This window comes from Paenimyroides ummariense, from assembly GCF_900115115.1.
Lineage (GTDB): Bacteria > Bacteroidota > Bacteroidia > Flavobacteriales > Flavobacteriaceae > Flavobacterium > Flavobacterium ummariense.
In genome coordinates, this window is record NZ_FOVI01000038.1 from 1 (window position 1) to 17,848 (window position 17,848).

A 17,848-nucleotide genomic window follows, 5' to 3' on the forward strand; every position below is an offset into this window, starting at 1 on the left:
TTCTCTGAGCGGGTAATAGTTTACTTAAACACTTTTCTCTTTATGATAAATTTACTTATTTTTATAAATACAAATCTAAAGGAGCTTGTCGAGAAGTCAGTATAAAAAAAACAAATTACCAAACCCAAAAACAACCAAACCAAAACCAAATAAAATATACAGTTTGTCATCCCGAGGTAACGAGGGATCTCAACCAATAAACGATTAGAAACCAAATAACGAAGATAAAAATCAAACCGTCACTGAGCTTGTGGTCACTGAGCATTCTAAGATTAAAACAAGTAATCAAGCAATTAATTTTACAAACTGTACATTGATTTAAATTACGGGTGTCGCCCAGGTGCAGCAACTTGGCAGGTACAACCGATAACTACTCAAGCTGTTTTAACGTTGAGCCCCGGCAACCGAAATTGCAGTAGCTTGGTTTAACGTACGTTTTTGAACAAACAATATTGAGAGGGTAAATCTCGTCTTGCGTACACAATTAAAAAGGTTAAACTTTTAGAATCATCTGCATTATCAAAGAGTAATTTTCGCTTTAAAAGATTAAAAAACAGTTGCTAAACTAATTGAAAGAATTAATGAAACTAATAATATTTATTAGCGTAAAATGGATAATCGTCATTATACATATTTGCAATTCGCTCCAAATGTTCAACAAAATATTTCGATATGTACTCTTCGTTGGCTACTAAAAAAGTGAAATACGAAAGTACACTGCCCCCAAAAGTGTCTAACTTTTTGGGGGCAGTGTAAAGTGTTTCTCTTTTTTTATTTAAAAGACGTTATTCAATCCTCGAAATCCATTCAATTCCGCTGATGTCTATCAGTTTCAAAGAATAACCCTCGGTTAATTGGATAGTTCCCAATTCAACAGTTAAATCTGCTTTTGCACCAAGAGGCAGTATCAGGCTGTGCGTTCCTGGTTTTATTTTAGCTACGTAGTAATTGTGTATGTTGCCTGTAGCAAATTTAGCGAGTTCATTCTGATCAATATGTTTCACAACCTGTCCTTTTTCGTCTAAAATGCTGATACCTATCAGAAAAGAGCCATATACATCGGCACCTTCCACCCGAAATAGCTGAAAAGTAAGTTGTGAATCGTTGTAACGAATGTTTGATATTTCTACTTTCGGCTTTACCGATTTGTTGTGAAGTGTCCCAAACACACCTCCGTGGAAATACTGGTTGGTAAAGAGAGTCAGACCAAAAATAAGTATCGATCCTGTTAAAACAATTATTTGCAAGTGTTTTAGTGGAAGAACTCCCGATCCTAAAAATGCAAACCACTTTTTGTTTGTAAAGGATTGCTTTTTATTAATCAGATATTGATCTAATGAAAAAGCACTGCTTCCTGATAAAAAAAGTGTAAAACCACCGGCTATTCCTAGCACGCCAATCTGCCATTCGTCTAAACAGGTTGTTCCCAGCCAGCCAGAACCGAGTAAAATTCCTAAAGCGAGAAAAAATACACCTACACTCATCAATCGGGTAAAAAGTCCCAGAATTATAAACAAGCCTACAACTGCTTCAACAATCGTAAAAATAATCATTGATGTTTGTAATGCATCGGGGTGTGATACCAGATATTCTATAATTGGTTTAATACCCAGTGCATTTGGAAGAAAGTGGTTGAATTTTTCGCCTATGTAACCGGCTTCATCGGGAATTAATTTATTTTCTAAAATAAGTCTTCTCCAAAAGGCTGAAAAATAAGTCCAACCTAAAACCCATCGTAACGATAGGGTAAACAGTCCGGCTGTAGAATAAGCCGAACGTTTTGTGTAATATTTCATAAAATATATTTTAATTAAACGTAAAAAAACTATGAGTAATAAAGTATTACACGATATGCAGTTTCAAACGGTTGTATAAAATGTATTTTGGCGGACTGTTGCCCGAAAATGTTTTGGAATATAATTGCGTGGTTTTCTTGGAACTGATTCCTAACAGATTGTTGCCTGTAAAAAGATCAGACTCTTTTCTATTTTTAATTTTTGAATGATCAGTAACCGAAACCTCTTTGCCTGTCGCAACCATATAACTGCAAAATCCGTTTTGAGTAGTGGTCTGTGATCGATTCGCAGGTTTGGCATAATCGGTTTGAACCAATCCCAAAAGAGACTCTTTTACCGCGCAGGAACTTAATGCAAACAAAAGAAGGCACATTGTTAACAGGTGCTTTAAAGTGCTGATATGTTTTGCGATTGTATGCATTGACACGAATATACGTTATTTTTCTAACATTATCTGTGCTTAATTTTCAAATAAAGAACTTCATCCAACAGCCAACATCCCGCATCACATCATAATCATAAATTAATCTGCATTAAGTGTGCATGAACCTCCATTGTTGTAACTTGTATTGTGAATTTTAAAACAAAAATTATGTCTGATTTAAAAGGAAAGGTAATTATTGTTACCGGAGCAGCAATGGGATTGGGATTTGCTGCCGCTGATGTGTTGGCTGCGAAAGGTGCACACATAACACTTGTAGATTATAACCCGGAAGCTTTGGAAAAAGCGAAAACAGAATTATCTTCAAAATATCCTGATAGTGAATTTCTGGTAGTTACTGCAGATGTTTCTGTGGAAGAAAACGTGAAAAATTATGTCGACCAAACGGTACAGAGGTTTGGTAAGGTTGACGGACTTTATAATAATGCAGGAATTGAAGGTAAACAAGCTCCGTTGATTGATTATGATATGGAAGTATTCAAGAAAGTGATCGATATTAATTTGCTGGGTGTTTATTACGGTATGAAGTACGTAATTCCGGAAATGCAGAAAAACGGTGGCGGACGAATTGTAAACGTGGCATCTGTTGGCGGAATTAGAGGAGTTTTAAACCAAACGGCTTACGTGGCTACTAAACACGCCGTTGCAGGTATGACAAAGAATGCAGCGTTGGAATACGGTAAAGACAATATCCTTACAAATGCTATTGCGCCGGGTGCGATTTTAACGCCTATGGTTGCCGAAGCATTTAAACAGGTAAATCCGCAAGATCCTAAAGCTGCCGAAACAGAATATGCATCTCGAAATCCTACCAGAAGGTTGGGAGATCCTACTGATGTTGGTAATCTGGTGGCTTATCTTTTAAGCGATCAAAACGGATACGTTTCTGGACAGGTTATTGCCATAGATGGTGGTGAATCGAACATGTACGGTAATTCGTAGGGAAGTTTAATAGCAAGAAATTTATAAATTTGCTTTAAAATAGATTGTTAGAGTATCGAAGTAAATCTAACAATCGTTAAATAACGAAAGCGTATGCAAACAGCAGCAGCAATACTAATCGCATTGGTGGCAGTAGAACACCTTTACATTCTATGGATGGAAATGTTCGCATGGGAAACAGCCGGAAAGAAAACTTTTGGAAAATCATTGCCTCATGAGCTTTTTAAACCTACAAAAGGTTTGGCAGCAAATCAAGGACTTTACAATGGTTTTCTGTCAGCAGGTTTAATCTGGTCTTTCTTTATTGAAAATCCCGAATGGAGCAGTAACATCAGATTGTTTTTTCTGGGTTGCGTGGCAGTTGCCGGTATTTTCGGAGCCTTGACTGCTTCAAAAAAAATATTCTTTGTACAGGCACTTCCTGCCCTTATAGCAATAGTATTTGTACTAATTTCAAAATAAAAAAATGTCGTTAATAGATAATTTAAATTGGAGACATGCCGTTAAAGCGTATGATCCATCAAAAAAAATAAGCGAAGAACACATCGCACAAATTGTAGAAGCCGCACGTTTAGCCCCTACATCTTCCGGGTTGCAGCCATTTAAGGTAATTGTAGTTCGCAATGCAGAAATTAAAGAAAAATTAGCAAAAGGAGCGTTGAATCCCGACTGTATGCGCGATGCTTCGCATGTAATTATTTTCGCAGCTTGGGATCGGTACACCGAAGAACGTATAGACAAAGTGTACGATTTTACAACTGAAGAACGTGGTTTGCCTAAAGGTCGATTTGGAAGTTATACCGATAAGTTAAAATCGATTTATCTGCCGCAACCTGCCGAATTGAATTTTGCACATACCGCACGTCAAACTTATATTGCGTTAGGATTGGCATTGGCTCAGGCAGCCGAATTAAAGATCGATACCACACCCGTAGAAGGTTTTAATAACGAATGGGTTGATGAGGTGCTGGATCTTAAAAAGCACGGATTAAAAAGTGTTTCACTCATGTACGTTGGCTACGCCGATCAGGAAAAAGACTGGGTGGGATCAATGAAAAAAGTGCGTGTTCCTAAAGAAGAATTTGTAATGGAATTCTAAATAAAAAAGCAGATAAAGAAATACTCTTATCTGCTTTTTTTATATACTGATCGGATATTTATTTTAATGAGTTAAGATACGCATCTAATTGTTTTACGTAATCCATTGCAAAACCTACAACACCTTTTCCTTCCAGTTTTTTCTCTTGATCTTTTGTCATTTTTTTCTGTTTGATAAAACTTTCGGTTTCGTAATTTTTCTGATCGATCAAAAATTTGGCTTCAACAGATAAATCATCCACAAAATAATCATCGGCAGCAGTTACAAAGTTCATAGCAACTTTTCCCATGGTTTGGCGGTCGTTCTTTTCAAATGCATACTGCTTTTTGTCGGTTAAAAGCTGCGTGTTTACATAAGCCGTTACCAGTTTTGTTTTTGGATCTGCATCAATAGTAATAAATTCGTTGCTTCCTTTTTCAGATATATAATATTGGTTACCAATGCGTTGTACGGTACTGCTTTGTATCTGTTTTTTTAATTTGTCGAAGTTCTTTTTTTCAGCAAAAAAAATCTCGCTAACATGAGCAATATATTGATACCTTGGTAATTTGTTGAACGATTTGTTATCCTTAATGGCTTCGGTCCATTTAATGGTATAATTGTTAAAAGAACTGTTGAACACATTCCCCAATGCCAGTATGCCGGTAAAAGTTTCCAAAGGCTGTTGTTGTTCTGTAAGTTTAAAATCTATTTGATAATGTTTTTTTCCCTTGTTGGCTTTTTTATAGGTTGCAAACGAATGATCTAAAGCTTCTAAAAGCGTTTTGGTAACATGGGCTCCCGTTTCAATAACAAGTTCTGCCAGTACATCGCCCGATTCGTCTGTACATATTGTTCCTGTTGCGTTTGCCATAGTCAGCAAACCAAAAGTAGGATGCGATGCTTCAATTTCAGAAACATTAGCAGGAATAGTAAGCATACCTTGTTCGTTAGTATTTCCGATCCATTCTTTCGTGGCAGCATTGTTTACAATGACATTTTGCAACAGCGTGTTATCTGCACAATTCTTAAATTGTGTTTGTGCGGTACAAATAGTTTGTGATAGCAGCAGTAGGGCAATAACTGTTTTTAGGTTTTTCATTTAGTTAGGGGTTAGGTTGGAATAATTTGTATTGATGTTATTAGGAATTTGTTGTTAAGTATTTCCTATTTTATAGATAGACGGAAATAAATACAAAAAGGTTGGAAATGTTTCAGAATTATTTTAGTCTGTGGTTAGAATCGCTGCTAACAAATAGTTCGTTACGCTCTTCGGAAATAATTTCTATAAAGCGTTCGTAATGTTTCAATACGTCTGAAATGAGTTCGTTTTTGGTAAAAACCTGAACATCATATCCTTTTCTGTCATCGCCGAAATACGATTTTGGGAAATACGTTCGGTTCTGTTCCACATCCGGAAGGTTTTCTTCATTTAAAAGATAGTCCGATACGGCTCTTGATTCTAATCGTACACCATAAACAAAATTATTTACTACATCATACTTTATTTCCAACTTACAACCCAATGGCTGTTCATGCGTATTAAGTCGAACTTCTATGCCATTTTCTGCAAATTCGTGCTGCAACTCGGTAAATGCCTCTTTAACCGTGGTGTTAATAAAATTTTGTACTGCTGCTTTATCTTTGTAAGATACAATGGTTTTTAATCGATCTTTCCATAAGGTTCCAGACCAAGGTATTGTGGTTAATGAAAAATCACGTTCATAATAATTTTGGTCGATTGCCAGTGCTTTAACAAGACTAACAATAAACAACAGCATTACCACAGAAAAGGGTAGGGCAGTAATAAGCGTCATACTTTGCAAAGCTGCCAATCCGCCGGCATTAAGTAATAATAATGCAAGTCCCGATAGCAGTATTCCCCAACCTACAGTTTGCCATTTTGGTGAAATACGTGCATTTTTGGTTGCTATGTTGTTCATGACAAACATTCCTGAATCGGCAGATGTTACAAAAAAGATCACAATTATGGCAACTGTAAAATAACTGGCAAATTCCGTTAAGGGCAGATATTCTAAAAAACCGAACATTAACGCATCGGGATTCGATGCCATATCGCTTAATGCACCTTGTGCAATGTTCATATCAAACCAAATAGCGCTGTTACCCAAAACCGACATCCATATAAAATTAAATAGGGTAGGAATAAGCAAAACAGCCGCAATGAATTCGCGTATGGTTCTACCTTTAGAAATTTTTGCAATAAACAAGCCTACATAAGGTGCCCACGAAATCCACCATGCCCAGTAAAGAATTGTCCAATTATGAAACCAAGGCTGCATATCTGCTTCGTAAACGTGAGTATTGAAAGTTAGACTAAAAAAACTGCTGATATAATTACCAAGACCTTCGGTAAAACTGCCAATAAGATAAACGGTAGGACCCAGAAACAGAATAAAGAAAAGTAGTATAAGCACACCAATAATGTTGATGTTACTTAAAATGCGTATGCCTTTATCTACACCGCTTACTGCCGAAAGAATAGAAAGTGATACCAGAACCGTAACAATAAGTATTTGGTTTGTAAAACTGCTTTCTGATACAATTCCCAACGATTCCAATCCCGAGTTGATCTGTACCACACCAAAACCCAATGTGGTGGTAATGCCGAAAAATGTACTGCAAAGTGCAAAAATATCAATGGTATTTCCCCAGCGTCCCTTTATTTTATCTTTAAGCAGCGGATAAAAACAACTACGCAATGATAAAGGCAATCTGTAACGAGAGGTGAAATACGATAACGCCAAACCTACAATTCCGTAAATTGCCCATGCATGTATCCCCCAATGAAAAAAGGTAAACAGCTGGGCATCTTTTGCACGCTGTATAGGCGTATTTGCTGCAAATACATTGTTAGAATAATGCTGCATTTGTTCTGCTACACCAAAATACATTAGTCCAATTCCCATTCCGGCAGCAAAAAGCATCGAAATCCATGAAAAGAAAGAATAATCGGGTTTGCTGTTGTTTCTGCCTAATCTTATATTTCCGTACTTACTGAACATAAGATAAACCAGAAAAAGGACAAATGCGGTAACAGACCAAACATATATCCAATTTAAATTAACAAAAATAAAACTCTTTACACTGTTCAGCAGGTTTTCGGTAAAAACGGGATACACCGCAGAAAGCAAACAAATAGTAAGAATAAAAAATAAACTGGGCACAACCACACCTTTGCTCAATGTGGTTCTTATCTTAAAATGTGACATAACAATATTTTAGCAGATTTTCTAATATCTAATTTAAAACTAAAAACTTATTTACGTGCTATAAATATCTACTTAAAAATAATTGGCTTTCAAAATCATCCACGCAAAGTAAAGTTTGTAGCATGATACATTTCTATTATTTACTTTTGATTTTGAGTTTGATTGATTTATTTATAAGAAGCCTTAAATTGACACACCAAATTTTTTAAACCCGATTTTTTTTGTATCTTACAATTATAAGTGAAATTTTAATTGAAAAAAGTAAGTATAATGAAGAAAATTCCTTTTCTAACGTTTCTGTTAAGTATAATATTGCTGGTAAGCTGTAACAATAAAAATAGCGAAGAGCAATTGCGGCAGCGCGAACTTGATCTGCAGTTGCGTATTGATTCTTTTGCAAATGTAGAAAAGGAGTATCAGGCTCTTTTACAAATGAAAGACAGTATTGTGAAGGCAGATTCATTAAGGATTTTAAACGATTCTTTAAGTTCGGTGGTAAAGTTTTGGCCACAGCATCTTGCCGGCAGATGGAACGGCAGATTGGTTTGTGTAGAATCTAATTGTAGTGATTATGTCATTGGAGATCAAAGGGTAGATACATGGGAATTTAAAAGTGATTCGCTTAATCTCTATGCTGATCTGCTGAATAATAAAAATCAAATAGTACGTACATACAATGCGGCTTTTAACGGAAATAATATTGTTCTTTCTTTTAAAACAGATCCTGCGGTAAGTAAAACGGTTGCTATGCAAACCACCTTGAGCGAAATAAATAACGATAAAATGAAAGGTTCGCATACCATTACGATCGATAGTGACTGTACAGCAAAATTTACTGTTGAGTTTACCAGACCTTCTTCTAATAAAAAATAATAAAACATATATTAAATGTTACTTCTCTCTATACAAAACGTATCGTTGCCCATTGCAGATCCTGTGTTAAAGTTTCTGTTGCTGCTTATCATTATACTTTTTGCCCCGTTGCTTTTAAACAAAATCAAGGTGCCGCATTTGCTGGGTCTTATTATTGCGGGTGCTGCTATTGGACCCAATGGTTTCAATATATTGGCGCGTGATAGCAGTATTGTGGTAACCGGAACAACGGGTTTGCTGTACATTATGTTTTTAGCCGGATTGGAAATTGATATGGGCGATTTTAAAAAGAATAAATGGAAAAGTATGGGCTTTGGTATCTATACGTTTATAGTTCCGTTTGTTCTGGGGTTTATTGGGGCATATTATCTGCTAAATTTCAACCTGCTTACGTCTATACTTTTTGCAAGTCTTTTTTCATCGCACACCCTAATTGCCTATCCGCTGGTTAGCAAACTGGGCGTGGCAAAAAATCTGGCGGTAAACATAACAGTCGGCGGAACTATGATAACCGATATTTTGGCGCTTTTGGTACTGGCAGCCTGTGTAGGAATGGCACAAGGAGAAGTAGGTACCGAATTCTGGTTAAGATTATCGCTTTCTATATTGGTATTTGGATTGGTAGTTTTATTGATTTTTCCAATCATCGCACGCTGGTTTTTTAAAAATGTAAAAGATAAAATATCACAATACATTTTTGTTTTGGTAATGATTTACCTTGCAGCATTGCTTGCCGAAGTAGCCGGGGTTGAAGCCATCATCGGAGCTTTCTTGGCAGGGTTGGCACTTAACAGGCTTATTCCGCATACATCTTCGCTTATGAACAGGGTAGAATTTGTTGGAAATGCCATTTTTATTCCGTTCTTTTTGATAAGTGTTGGTATGCTGATCGATTTCAGTGTGTTTTTCAAAAGTTGGGATACCATAACGGTTGCTTCTATTATGCTTGTTGCGTCTATTGCCGGAAAATACCTTGCGGCAGTTTTAACACGCAAAACGTTTAAGCTGAATAAGGAACAAGGAAAACTTATTTTCGGATTAAGTTCGGCTTCGGCAGCTGCAACACTGGCAGCGGTAATGGTAGGATACAATATTATTATTTCTGAAACCGCTGCAGGAGAACCTGTCCGCCTTTTGAATGAACACGTATTAAACGGAAGCATTCTGCTTATCTTGGTTTCTTGTACCATATCGTCGTTTATATCGCTGGCAAGTGCAGAAAAAATTGCAGAAGCAGATAAAGAAGATACAGTTGCAGGAGAGACAGACGAAAAAGAGAATGTTCTGTTGGCTGTTAATTATCCTGAAACGGTAGATGCGATGGTTAATTTGGCTGTAATTATAAAAGATAAAAAAAATAAGGACGGACTCTTTGCGCTGAATGTAATCAATGAAGAAAAAAACGATTCATCGGTCAAAAATGCAGAAAAAATATTGCACGATGCCGTAATTAAGGCTTCAGCAGCCGATGAGGTTTTAACTCCACTTACACGTTACGACAGCGATGTTGTTAACGGAATAAACAATGTAATTAAAGAAAAAAAGGTTACAGATTTAGTAGTAGGTTTAGAAAACGGTAGGGAATTTTCTTCGTCTTTCGTTTACAACCTCTATAATGGTTATTTGCAAAGCAAACAAACTAATGTATTTGTATATCATGCCGCACAGCCTATTGCAACCATAAAAAGACAAATTGTAATTATTCCGTCTAAATCGCATTTAGAACCCGGATTTTTTCATTGTTTGTTACGTGTATGGAATATTGCCAGAAATACCGGTGCGAAGGTCGATTTTTATGCAACAGCATCTTCCATCAGAATCCTTAAAAGAGTCATTAAAAAAGTAAATATCGAAGCTGAATTCAATGAAATAAATTCATGGAAAGAAGTAGAAGCGGTATTATCTGACATCAGCGACAATCAGGGACTTATTATGTTGATGGCAAAAAGGGGCATGGCTTCTTATTTTCCGCAAATGAGTCGTATGCCGGCATTGCTTAACAAAGATTTTCTCGATAAAAATTACCTGCTGGTTTATCCATACCAAGGAAGCCAAGTTGACAATACCGAGGAAAGATCCGTAAACAACCACGGCGATTTCGTAGAAATTGGAAACATTGTAGGGAAGTTGTTTAAATAAAACACTAACGATTATCACGACTGGTTTAAAAGTAAAGCTAAATTTTGACTTAGTTAAAAGCTGTAATTTACCAGATATAAGGGGCATCTGTACTACTTAATAAATCTATTAAAATTATGTTAGAATTTATATAGTTTTTAGAATGGCATTATGTTGGAAGTATTAAGGTATGGATAAACCGAAGGTCATGACTTGGTATTAGGTTTTTACTTTTTACAGCGGTTACATATAAAGTGAGTGTTTAACACTCACTTTATATGTTAAAAATTACTCAGCAAATTCTGTATAATAAAAACGCCCATCAAAAAGACGGGCATTTAGACCAATAAAGGTTTCATTTCTATTTCAAAGCATAATGTTTATTTCAAAGCGTATGCCAATTCTTAACAAAATATTAGTAAGTATATGTTTTCAATGTTAATGCAGTATTTCAATAGATACAATTCTATTTTTACATAAAAATTCATATAATCATTAAATCGTTAAGAGAAATTATTCTACAAATTGTGTAAAAAATAAACTAATTTATGTGTATATAAAAACTAAAATACTTTTAAAAATAGTATTTAAATACACTAAATGTAAAAATTATTTTGTATTTTTACTGAGTGATGAATTAGAATTTTTAATCTCTTAAATCAGTGTGGTTATGAAACAAAAATTATCTTATGCAATTTGGGTTGTGCTTAGTTTATTATTTCCGATACTGTTTTGGTTGGGAGAAAATTTTATTTAACAATTTTTGAATATAAATTAATGTTGTTTTTTATTGGGTAGTAACTTAGGCATCTTTAAGGGATGTCTTTTTTGTGATAATATTCCTTAAAATAAAAGAGAACATTATTAATTTTAATCTTCATTCGTAATTCCTTTAAAACGTTTAAAGAAATAAAGCACCAATAAAAACTGTGTATATCCGTAAACAGCATCTTCTACAGGTATTGTAATCATTCTTATTCCTAAAAAATCATTCGGATTATAATTTACAATTGGCGATTCCAAACCGGTACCCGTTAAGATTCCATTTACAGGGAAAAAGCCTAACATTAATATGGTATATACTGCCGATGCTTTGCTAATCCAAGGTACGCGAGCAATAAAATGCAGATAAATAAGGGTTAAAATAGTTGCTACTGCTGTTACCAGCGTATAAATTTTATCGTAATGTAGCAGCGCAATCAAAGAACAAACTATAATGCTTACAAAAACAATGATGTTATTAAAACTGCTGAGTTTGTTCCACTTAAAAAACAGATCAAAACAAAAATAGGTAAACACACACGAAAACGGAATACATATAAAAAACAGCCATTCTTCCAAGGGAAGTCCTGCCAAGATAATTCCAAGCGTATAATCATTGTTAAACCACCAAACGCCTTTTGATGTAAACCAGACATCCCATAAAATAAAGGGAATCGCTACAACAATTGCAGCTTTTATGAACGGAACAAAATAACGGTTGAATTTAATTCTATGGTCAAACGATGCAATAAAACAGACAATCACTGTGAAAAACAAAATGGCGGAGTAAGTATACGAAATCATTTTTTGGAAGTTTTGGCGTACATTTTAAAATACTTGAATGGAACATACAAAAAGCCGAAACATTCCCCGTGTTCTTTACCAATGTGCTTGTGATGCTGTTTATGTGCACGGCGCAATGCCATAAAATACGGGATTTTTGTTCGGGTAAGAAACTTAAAACGTTGGTGTATAAATATATCATGCACAAAAAAATAGGTCATGCCGTAAAACATAATGCCCAATCCTATGTAAAAAACGTAATTGAAATTGGCAAGCGAACCAAAATACATCAAAGCGATGGTTGGCAAGGCAAATATCACAAAAAAATAATCGTTCCGTTCAAAAGCACCTTCGGTACTGTGGTCGTGATGGTCTTTATGCAGCGTCCATAAAAAGCCGTGCATAATATACTTGTGAATCAGCCAGGTAGCTCCTTCCATCAATACGAAAGTGATAAGTGCAATTAAAAAATTCATAGCAATTCTCTTTTTAAACGATTTTCATTCGGAATGTTACAAAACAGCGACTTTATAACGCAGATAACTTTTAAATGCCACGTATGCTTTTTGTGCATTGGGAACGCGGGTTCTGTTTGATAATATTTCTACCGGTGATTTCTTTTTGATTTTCGAAAACAACACCAGATAATATTTGTAGGCCAGATAAACTCCGAATTTTGATGAATTTGGTAGTTTTTTTATTCCGATTAAGGCTTCAGCAAATTCTTCTTCGATTTCTTTTTCGATTTGATATTTGATGTCACGGTCGAAAAGTTCCATATCAACATTCGGAAAATAACTGCGCCCCAAAGTTTGATAATCCTCTTTTAAATCTCTCAGAAAATTAATCTTTTGAAAAGCCGATCCCAGTTTCATTGCATAAGGTTTCAGTTCATCAAACTGCTTTCTGTTTCCTTCGGTAAAAACCTGTAAACACATCAATCCAACCACTTCGGCAGATCCGTAAATGTATTCGTTGTAAAGTTCAGAGTTATAATCAACCTTATGCAGATCCATAGACATGCTGTGTAAAAACTGATCAATAAGTTTTCGGTCGATATCATAATTATTCACAGTTTCTTGAAACGACTGTAAAATAGGGTTCAGCGAGATGCCTTCTTGCAATGCAGTTTCGGTTTCAATGGTTAGTCTGTTTAGTAATTTTTCTTTATCGTAACCATGAAAACTATCAACAATTTCGTCTGCAAGGCGTACATAGCCGTAAATAGCGTAAATGCTTTTGCGAATGGCGGGTTTCAGTGCCAAAATGCCCAGTGAAAAACTGGTGCTGTACTTCTCGGTGGTTTTCTTGCTTACTTCGTAAGCCAATTCATCAAACAATTTTTTCATAGCTTATATTTTTATTTTGTTGACTTCTTTAGCGACTATTTTTCCCGATATTATTGCGGGCGGAACTCCCGGTCCGGGAACGGTAAGTTGTCCGGTGTAAAATAAATTGTGAACTTTTTTGTTGCGAATTTTTGGTTTCAGCACAGCGGTTTGATTCAGCGTGTTTGCCAATCCGTAGGCATTTCCGCCATAAGCATTGTAATCTTGAATGAAATCTGATACGCAGTAACTTTTTTTATAGTCGATTTTATCGTACAGATTTTCTGCTCCGGTATGTTTTTCAATCCTATTCAATAGTTCCTTCAAATAATGTTCCCTTATCGATTCATCATCGTTAATTCCGGTAGCAACAGGCATTAATAAAAATAGATTTTCACAATTTTCGGGTGCTGTTGAAGGATCGGTTTTTGATGGGCAACAGGCATAGAACAACGGTTTTTCTGGCCATTTCTTTTCTTCGTAAATGCAGTCGATATGTTCGTCTAAATCATTTTCAAAAAACAACGTGTGATGGGTAAGGTTCGGAATACGCTCTTTAATTCCTAAATAAAAAATAAGGCTCGATGGAGCAAAAGTTCGATTTTCCCAGTAATTCTCATCGTAATTTTTATATTGATCATCTAAAAGACTTTCGGTATGATGATAGTCTGATGATGCGATGATGCTATCAAATTCCAAAATTTTTCCGTTAACTTCAATCGAAACCGCACGGTTATTTTCGACATGAATTTTTTCAATTGAATGATTAAAGTGAAAATGCACACCCTGATTTTCTGCAACTTTTTTCATTGCTGATACCAAACTGTAAAAACCGCCCATTGGATAACGCGTTCCCAAAGCGTAGCCTCCATAATTCATAAGACTGTACAAAGCGGGAATATTTTTAGGCGATGCGCCAAGGAAAATAACCGGAAATTCCATCAGTGCCCGTAGCTTTGGATTTTTGAAGTATTTGGAAACATACTTTCTAAAATTCGTAAGCAGATCAAGCTTTAGCGCACTGACTGCAATTTTTGGCGATGCAAATTCTAACCAATTGTAGCATGGTTTGTTAACGAATTCCTGCATGCCTACCTGATATTTGAATTTTGCCGATTCCATAAAACGATCAAGCTGAACAGCAGCTCCGGTTTCAATTTGTTCAACGGTTTGCTTTAATTCTTCATAATTTTTGGGAACCGCAATTTTAGTATCCGAAAAAATCATCTCAAACTGAGGATTCAACGAAACAAGCTCATAAAAATCTGCTGATTTATAACCAAAATCTGCAAAGAAATTTTCTATGATGTCCGGCATCCAATACCAACTTGGGCCCATGTCAAAAACATAATCGTTATCGGTTGTAAACTGTCTGGCTCTGCCTCCTGGTCGGTCGTGCTTTTCAAATACATGAACCTCATTGCCGGCTTTTGCAGCATACGCAGCAGCAGACAACCCAGAAAAACCCGAACCTATAACAGCTATTTTCTTTTTCATTACACGATTTTGTTACTTTAAAAAAGTATTAATATAGTGTACAAATATACTTTATTTTTAAATTTAATTGTTTCTAAATATATTATTTTTATTGCACTCTTTCACATCTTCCTTAAAACCACCAATTTTTCTTCTAACCTAACAATATCAAACCCAAAATGTTTGGCAATGTATTCAAACGTTTTAAAGGTGTAAATAAAAACATGCGTTAAATCTTTACGGTAGTACCAGTTTTTAAAATCGGTTTGATTGTTGTATAAATGCGTTTTAATAATTAACAATCCGCCTACTTTTAGAATAGAGTTTAATTTGTTTATCTCTTCAAAAGGATTATAAAAATGTTCAAATACCTCGCAACTAAAGATAAAATTGTAGGTTTTATGTAAGTACGGAGTATCCGGATAAAAATAAGGATCGTACAAATCAACCCGAAAGCCTTTTTCAAGAAGCTGTTTGCTAATAACCGGACCTTTTCCGCAACCATAATCTAAACCAAGCATATCTGTAGAACAATATTCTAAAACAGTATTTGTAACAGGCGCAGTAAAATTTTGATAACCAATATCGTTCACATCATTGTTGTGTTGCTCGTAATGATTTTTCTCATTTGCTTCATCAAAATACAAATCATCACGTTTTAAATAAGCGTTACAGTTAGGGCAGATGTAATAATCAACATCAGCCATTTCGGTCAAAAAAGTAGCGCAAAGTGTACAGTTCATTTTTGTAATTTTCAATGATTGTGAGTATTACCAAAGGTAATCTATAAATCTTATAAAGTATAGGTTGCAATAAAACTATGTGGTATAGAAAAGTTTAAATGAGATATTTGTAAAAATAGTATCTTTGCTGTATGAACGAACATTTAAATCCAACCAACGAAAATTATTCGAACGAAGAAATCGATGTAGAAAAAAAACTGCGTCCGCTCTCGTTTGATGATTTTGCAGGTCAAGATCAGGTATTAGAGAATTTAAAGGTGTTTGTAAAAGCTGCCAATTTACGTGGCGAAGCTTTAGATCACACGTTGTTTCATGGACCTCCGGGTTTGGGAAAAACAACTTTGTCTAATATTTTGGCGAACGAATTAAATGTAGGCATCAAAATTACATCAGGTCCTGTGTTAGATAAACCCGGAGATTTAGCTGGTTTGTTAACCAATTTAGAAGAACGAGATATTTTGTTTATCGATGAAATTCACCGTTTAAGCCCCGTTGTAGAAGAATATCTGTATTCGGCAATGGAAGATTTTAAGATTGATATCATGATTGAATCTGGTCCAAATGCACGTTCAGTTCAAATCAACCTGAATCCTTTTACGCTGGTTGGTGCAACTACACGTTCTGGTTTATTAACCGCACCAATGCGTGCACGTTTCGGCATTCAAAGTCGATTACAGTATTATAATATCGAATTATTGTCGACTATTGTAGAGCGTAGCGCAACTATTTTAAAGGTTCCTATTGATATGGAAGCTGCCATTGAAATTGCCGGTCGAAGCCGTGGAACGCCTCGTATTGCCAATGCTTTGTTGCGTAGGGTTCGAGATTTTGCACAGATTAAAGGCAACGGACGTATCGATATCGAAATTTCTCGTTTTGCATTAAAAGCATTGAATGTTGATAAATACGGGTTAGACGAAATGGATAACAAAATTTTATCGACCATAATTGATAAATTTAAAGGTGGTCCGGTGGGCTTGTCAACTTTGGCAACTGCCGTTTCAGAAAATTCCGAAACCATTGAAGAAGTGTACGAACCGTTTCTTATTCAGGAAGGATTTCTTTACCGCACACCGCGCGGACGTGAAGTTACCGAAAAAGCATACGCCCATTTGGGCAGACAGAATGTAGGCAAACAGTCGGGTTTGTTTAACGATCATGACTAACAAAGAAAAATACACACAGTTTATAAAACAGAAAGCCCAAGATTTGGGCTTTTCTTATTGTGGTATTTCGCAGGCAACTTTTTTAGAAGAAGAAGCACCGCGTTTAGAAAGTTGGTTAAAAAACAACATGCACGGCGAAATGAAGTATATGGAAAATCATTTCGATAAACGATTAGATCCGCGATTGCTGGTTCCCGGTGCAAAATCGGTGGTGTCTTTGTTGTTGAATTATTTTCCGTCCGAACAGCAAAATCCCGATTCTTATAAAATTTCAAAATACGCTTACGGCGAAGATTATCATTTTGTGATAAAAGACAAGTTGAAAGATTTGTTACATTACATTAACGATGAAATAGGCGAGGTCGATGGTCGTGTTTTTGTCGATTCGGCTCCGGTGTTAGATAAAGCTTGGGCAGCAAAAAGCGGCTTGGGCTGGGTTGGTAAAAACAACAACTTAATCCGTAAAACCGAAGGATCGTTTTTTTTCGTTGCCGAATTAATTATTGATTTAGATTTGATGTACGATACCGCTACAACCAATCACTGTGGTTCGTGTACCGCTTGTATCGATGCTTGCCCTACACAGGCAATAGAATCGCCTTATATTGTGAACGGCAGCAAATGTATTTCTTATTTAACAATTGAACTGAAAGATGCCATTCCCGATGAATTTTCCGGCAAGTTAGATGATTGGATGTACGGTTGCGATGTGTGCCAAGATGTTTGTCCGTGGAACCGATTTGCAAAACCAAATGCCGAACCACTTTTTAAGCCAAAACCTACATTAATTGATTACGACAAACAGCAATGGAACGATTTAACCAATGAATTGTTTAACGAAATTTTTAAAAAATCGGCGGTAAAACGTACTAAGTTTTCTGGGTTGATGAGGAATATCGCTTTTTTGAATAAAGACGATTTGTAATTTGCTGTATCTGTTCCACCGATGCTAGCGCAAGCGTGACGCTTGTGCTTAGTATAATTATTTATATGCTCGAGCAAGATGCTCGCGCCAGCCTTTAGATTTGTTCTTTGAAAAATTCATAAATTTATTAACAACCAAAACTGGCAAAGTACACCATTCGCTCTGCAAAGCTTTTAGACTTAT

Annotated in this window: 16 protein-coding genes; 7 read left to right on the forward strand and 9 right to left on the reverse strand. The window is 35.8% G+C overall.

The genetic code is table 11. The features are described from left to right. Positions 1-785 precede the first annotated feature (785 nt). Together BM253_RS15935 and BM253_RS15940 are read right to left on the reverse strand one after the other, a co-directional pair. Positions 786-1,796, reverse strand: coding sequence for a TQO small subunit DoxD (locus BM253_RS15935; protein WP_091526284.1), 1,011 nt, complete (start codon positions 1,794-1,796; stop codon positions 786-788). A gap of 46 nt (positions 1,797-1,842) precedes the next feature. After that, positions 1,843-2,157, reverse strand: a complete 315-nt coding sequence (locus BM253_RS15940) for a hypothetical protein (protein WP_177205810.1) — start codon at positions 2,155-2,157, stop codon at positions 1,843-1,845. Positions 2,158-2,388: 231 nt separating this feature from the next. On the opposite strand from BM253_RS15940, the gene BM253_RS15945 reads away from it, so the two are divergent. From BM253_RS15945 to BM253_RS15955, 3 genes are all read left to right on the forward strand, one after another. Continuing rightward, positions 2,389-3,180, forward strand: coding sequence for a glucose 1-dehydrogenase (locus BM253_RS15945; protein WP_091526289.1), 792 nt, complete (start codon positions 2,389-2,391; stop codon positions 3,178-3,180). 93 nt (positions 3,181-3,273) lie between these two features. Beyond that, on the forward strand, positions 3,274-3,642 hold the full coding sequence (locus BM253_RS15950; RefSeq protein ID WP_091526291.1) for a DUF1304 domain-containing protein: 369 nt from the start codon (positions 3,274-3,276) through the stop codon (positions 3,640-3,642). A 4-nt stretch (positions 3,643-3,646) separates the two neighbouring features. After that, complete coding sequence (locus BM253_RS15955) at positions 3,647-4,279, forward strand: nitroreductase family protein (RefSeq protein WP_091526293.1); 633 nt, start codon at positions 3,647-3,649, stop codon at positions 4,277-4,279. Between the two features lie 58 nt (positions 4,280-4,337). On the opposite strand, the gene BM253_RS15960 is transcribed toward BM253_RS15955, so the two are convergent. Together BM253_RS15960 and BM253_RS15965 are read right to left on the reverse strand one after the other, a co-directional pair. Next, on the reverse strand, positions 4,338-5,360 hold the full coding sequence (locus BM253_RS15960) for a hypothetical protein (protein ID WP_091526295.1): 1,023 nt from the start codon (positions 5,358-5,360) through the stop codon (positions 4,338-4,340). Between the two features lie 118 nt (positions 5,361-5,478). Beyond that, a complete protein-coding gene (locus tag BM253_RS15965) occupies positions 5,479-7,491 on the reverse strand; it encodes a BCCT family transporter (RefSeq protein ID WP_091526297.1) in 2,013 nt (670 codons plus the stop codon). A 270-nt stretch (positions 7,492-7,761) separates the two neighbouring features. Here BM253_RS15965 and BM253_RS15970 point away from each other — a divergent pair, with 270 nt between their 5' ends. After that, positions 7,762-8,364, forward strand: a complete 603-nt coding sequence (locus tag BM253_RS15970) for a hypothetical protein (protein WP_091526299.1) — start codon at positions 7,762-7,764, stop codon at positions 8,362-8,364. Between the two features lie 15 nt (positions 8,365-8,379). Beyond that, positions 8,380-10,503 carry a cation:proton antiporter gene (locus BM253_RS15975; RefSeq protein ID WP_091526301.1) on the forward strand — a complete coding sequence of 708 codons (2,124 nt, stop codon included), beginning with the start codon at positions 8,380-8,382 and terminating at the stop codon, positions 10,501-10,503. 849 nt (positions 10,504-11,352) lie between these two features. Here the strand turns inward: BM253_RS15975 and BM253_RS15980 are convergent. The 5 genes from BM253_RS15980 to BM253_RS16000 form a co-directional block, all read right to left on the reverse strand. Further along, entirely contained in the window at positions 11,353-12,048 is a 696-nt protein-coding gene (locus BM253_RS15980; RefSeq protein ID WP_091526303.1) for a lycopene cyclase domain-containing protein, read from the reverse strand. Then, positions 12,045-12,503 carry a sterol desaturase family protein gene (locus tag BM253_RS15985; RefSeq protein WP_091526305.1) on the reverse strand — a complete coding sequence of 153 codons (459 nt, stop codon included), beginning with the start codon at positions 12,501-12,503 and terminating at the stop codon, positions 12,045-12,047. Before BM253_RS15985 ends, BM253_RS15980 begins: the two co-directional genes overlap by 4 nt. 36 nt (positions 12,504-12,539) lie before the next feature. After that, on the reverse strand, positions 12,540-13,376 hold the full coding sequence (locus BM253_RS15990) for a phytoene/squalene synthase family protein (RefSeq protein ID WP_091526307.1): 837 nt from the start codon (positions 13,374-13,376) through the stop codon (positions 12,540-12,542). Between the two features lie 3 nt (positions 13,377-13,379). Then, a complete protein-coding gene (locus BM253_RS15995; protein WP_091526309.1) occupies positions 13,380-14,852 on the reverse strand; it encodes a phytoene desaturase family protein in 1,473 nt (490 codons plus the stop codon). 101 nt (positions 14,853-14,953) lie between these two features. After that, entirely contained in the window at positions 14,954-15,574 is a 621-nt protein-coding gene (locus BM253_RS16000) for a class I SAM-dependent methyltransferase (protein WP_091526311.1), read from the reverse strand. A gap of 131 nt (positions 15,575-15,705) precedes the next feature. On the opposite strand from BM253_RS16000, the gene ruvB reads away from it, so the two are divergent. Both ruvB and queG read left to right on the forward strand, forming a co-directional pair. After that, entirely contained in the window at positions 15,706-16,740 is a 1,035-nt protein-coding gene (gene ruvB / locus BM253_RS16005; protein ID WP_091526313.1) for a Holliday junction branch migration DNA helicase RuvB, read from the forward strand. Further along, positions 16,730-17,665 (forward strand): tRNA epoxyqueuosine(34) reductase QueG, encoded by a 936-nt coding sequence (queG, locus tag BM253_RS16010; RefSeq protein ID WP_091526315.1) that lies wholly within the window; start codon positions 16,730-16,732, stop codon positions 17,663-17,665. Before ruvB ends, queG begins: the two co-directional genes overlap by 11 nt. Positions 17,666-17,848 lie beyond the last annotated feature (183 nt).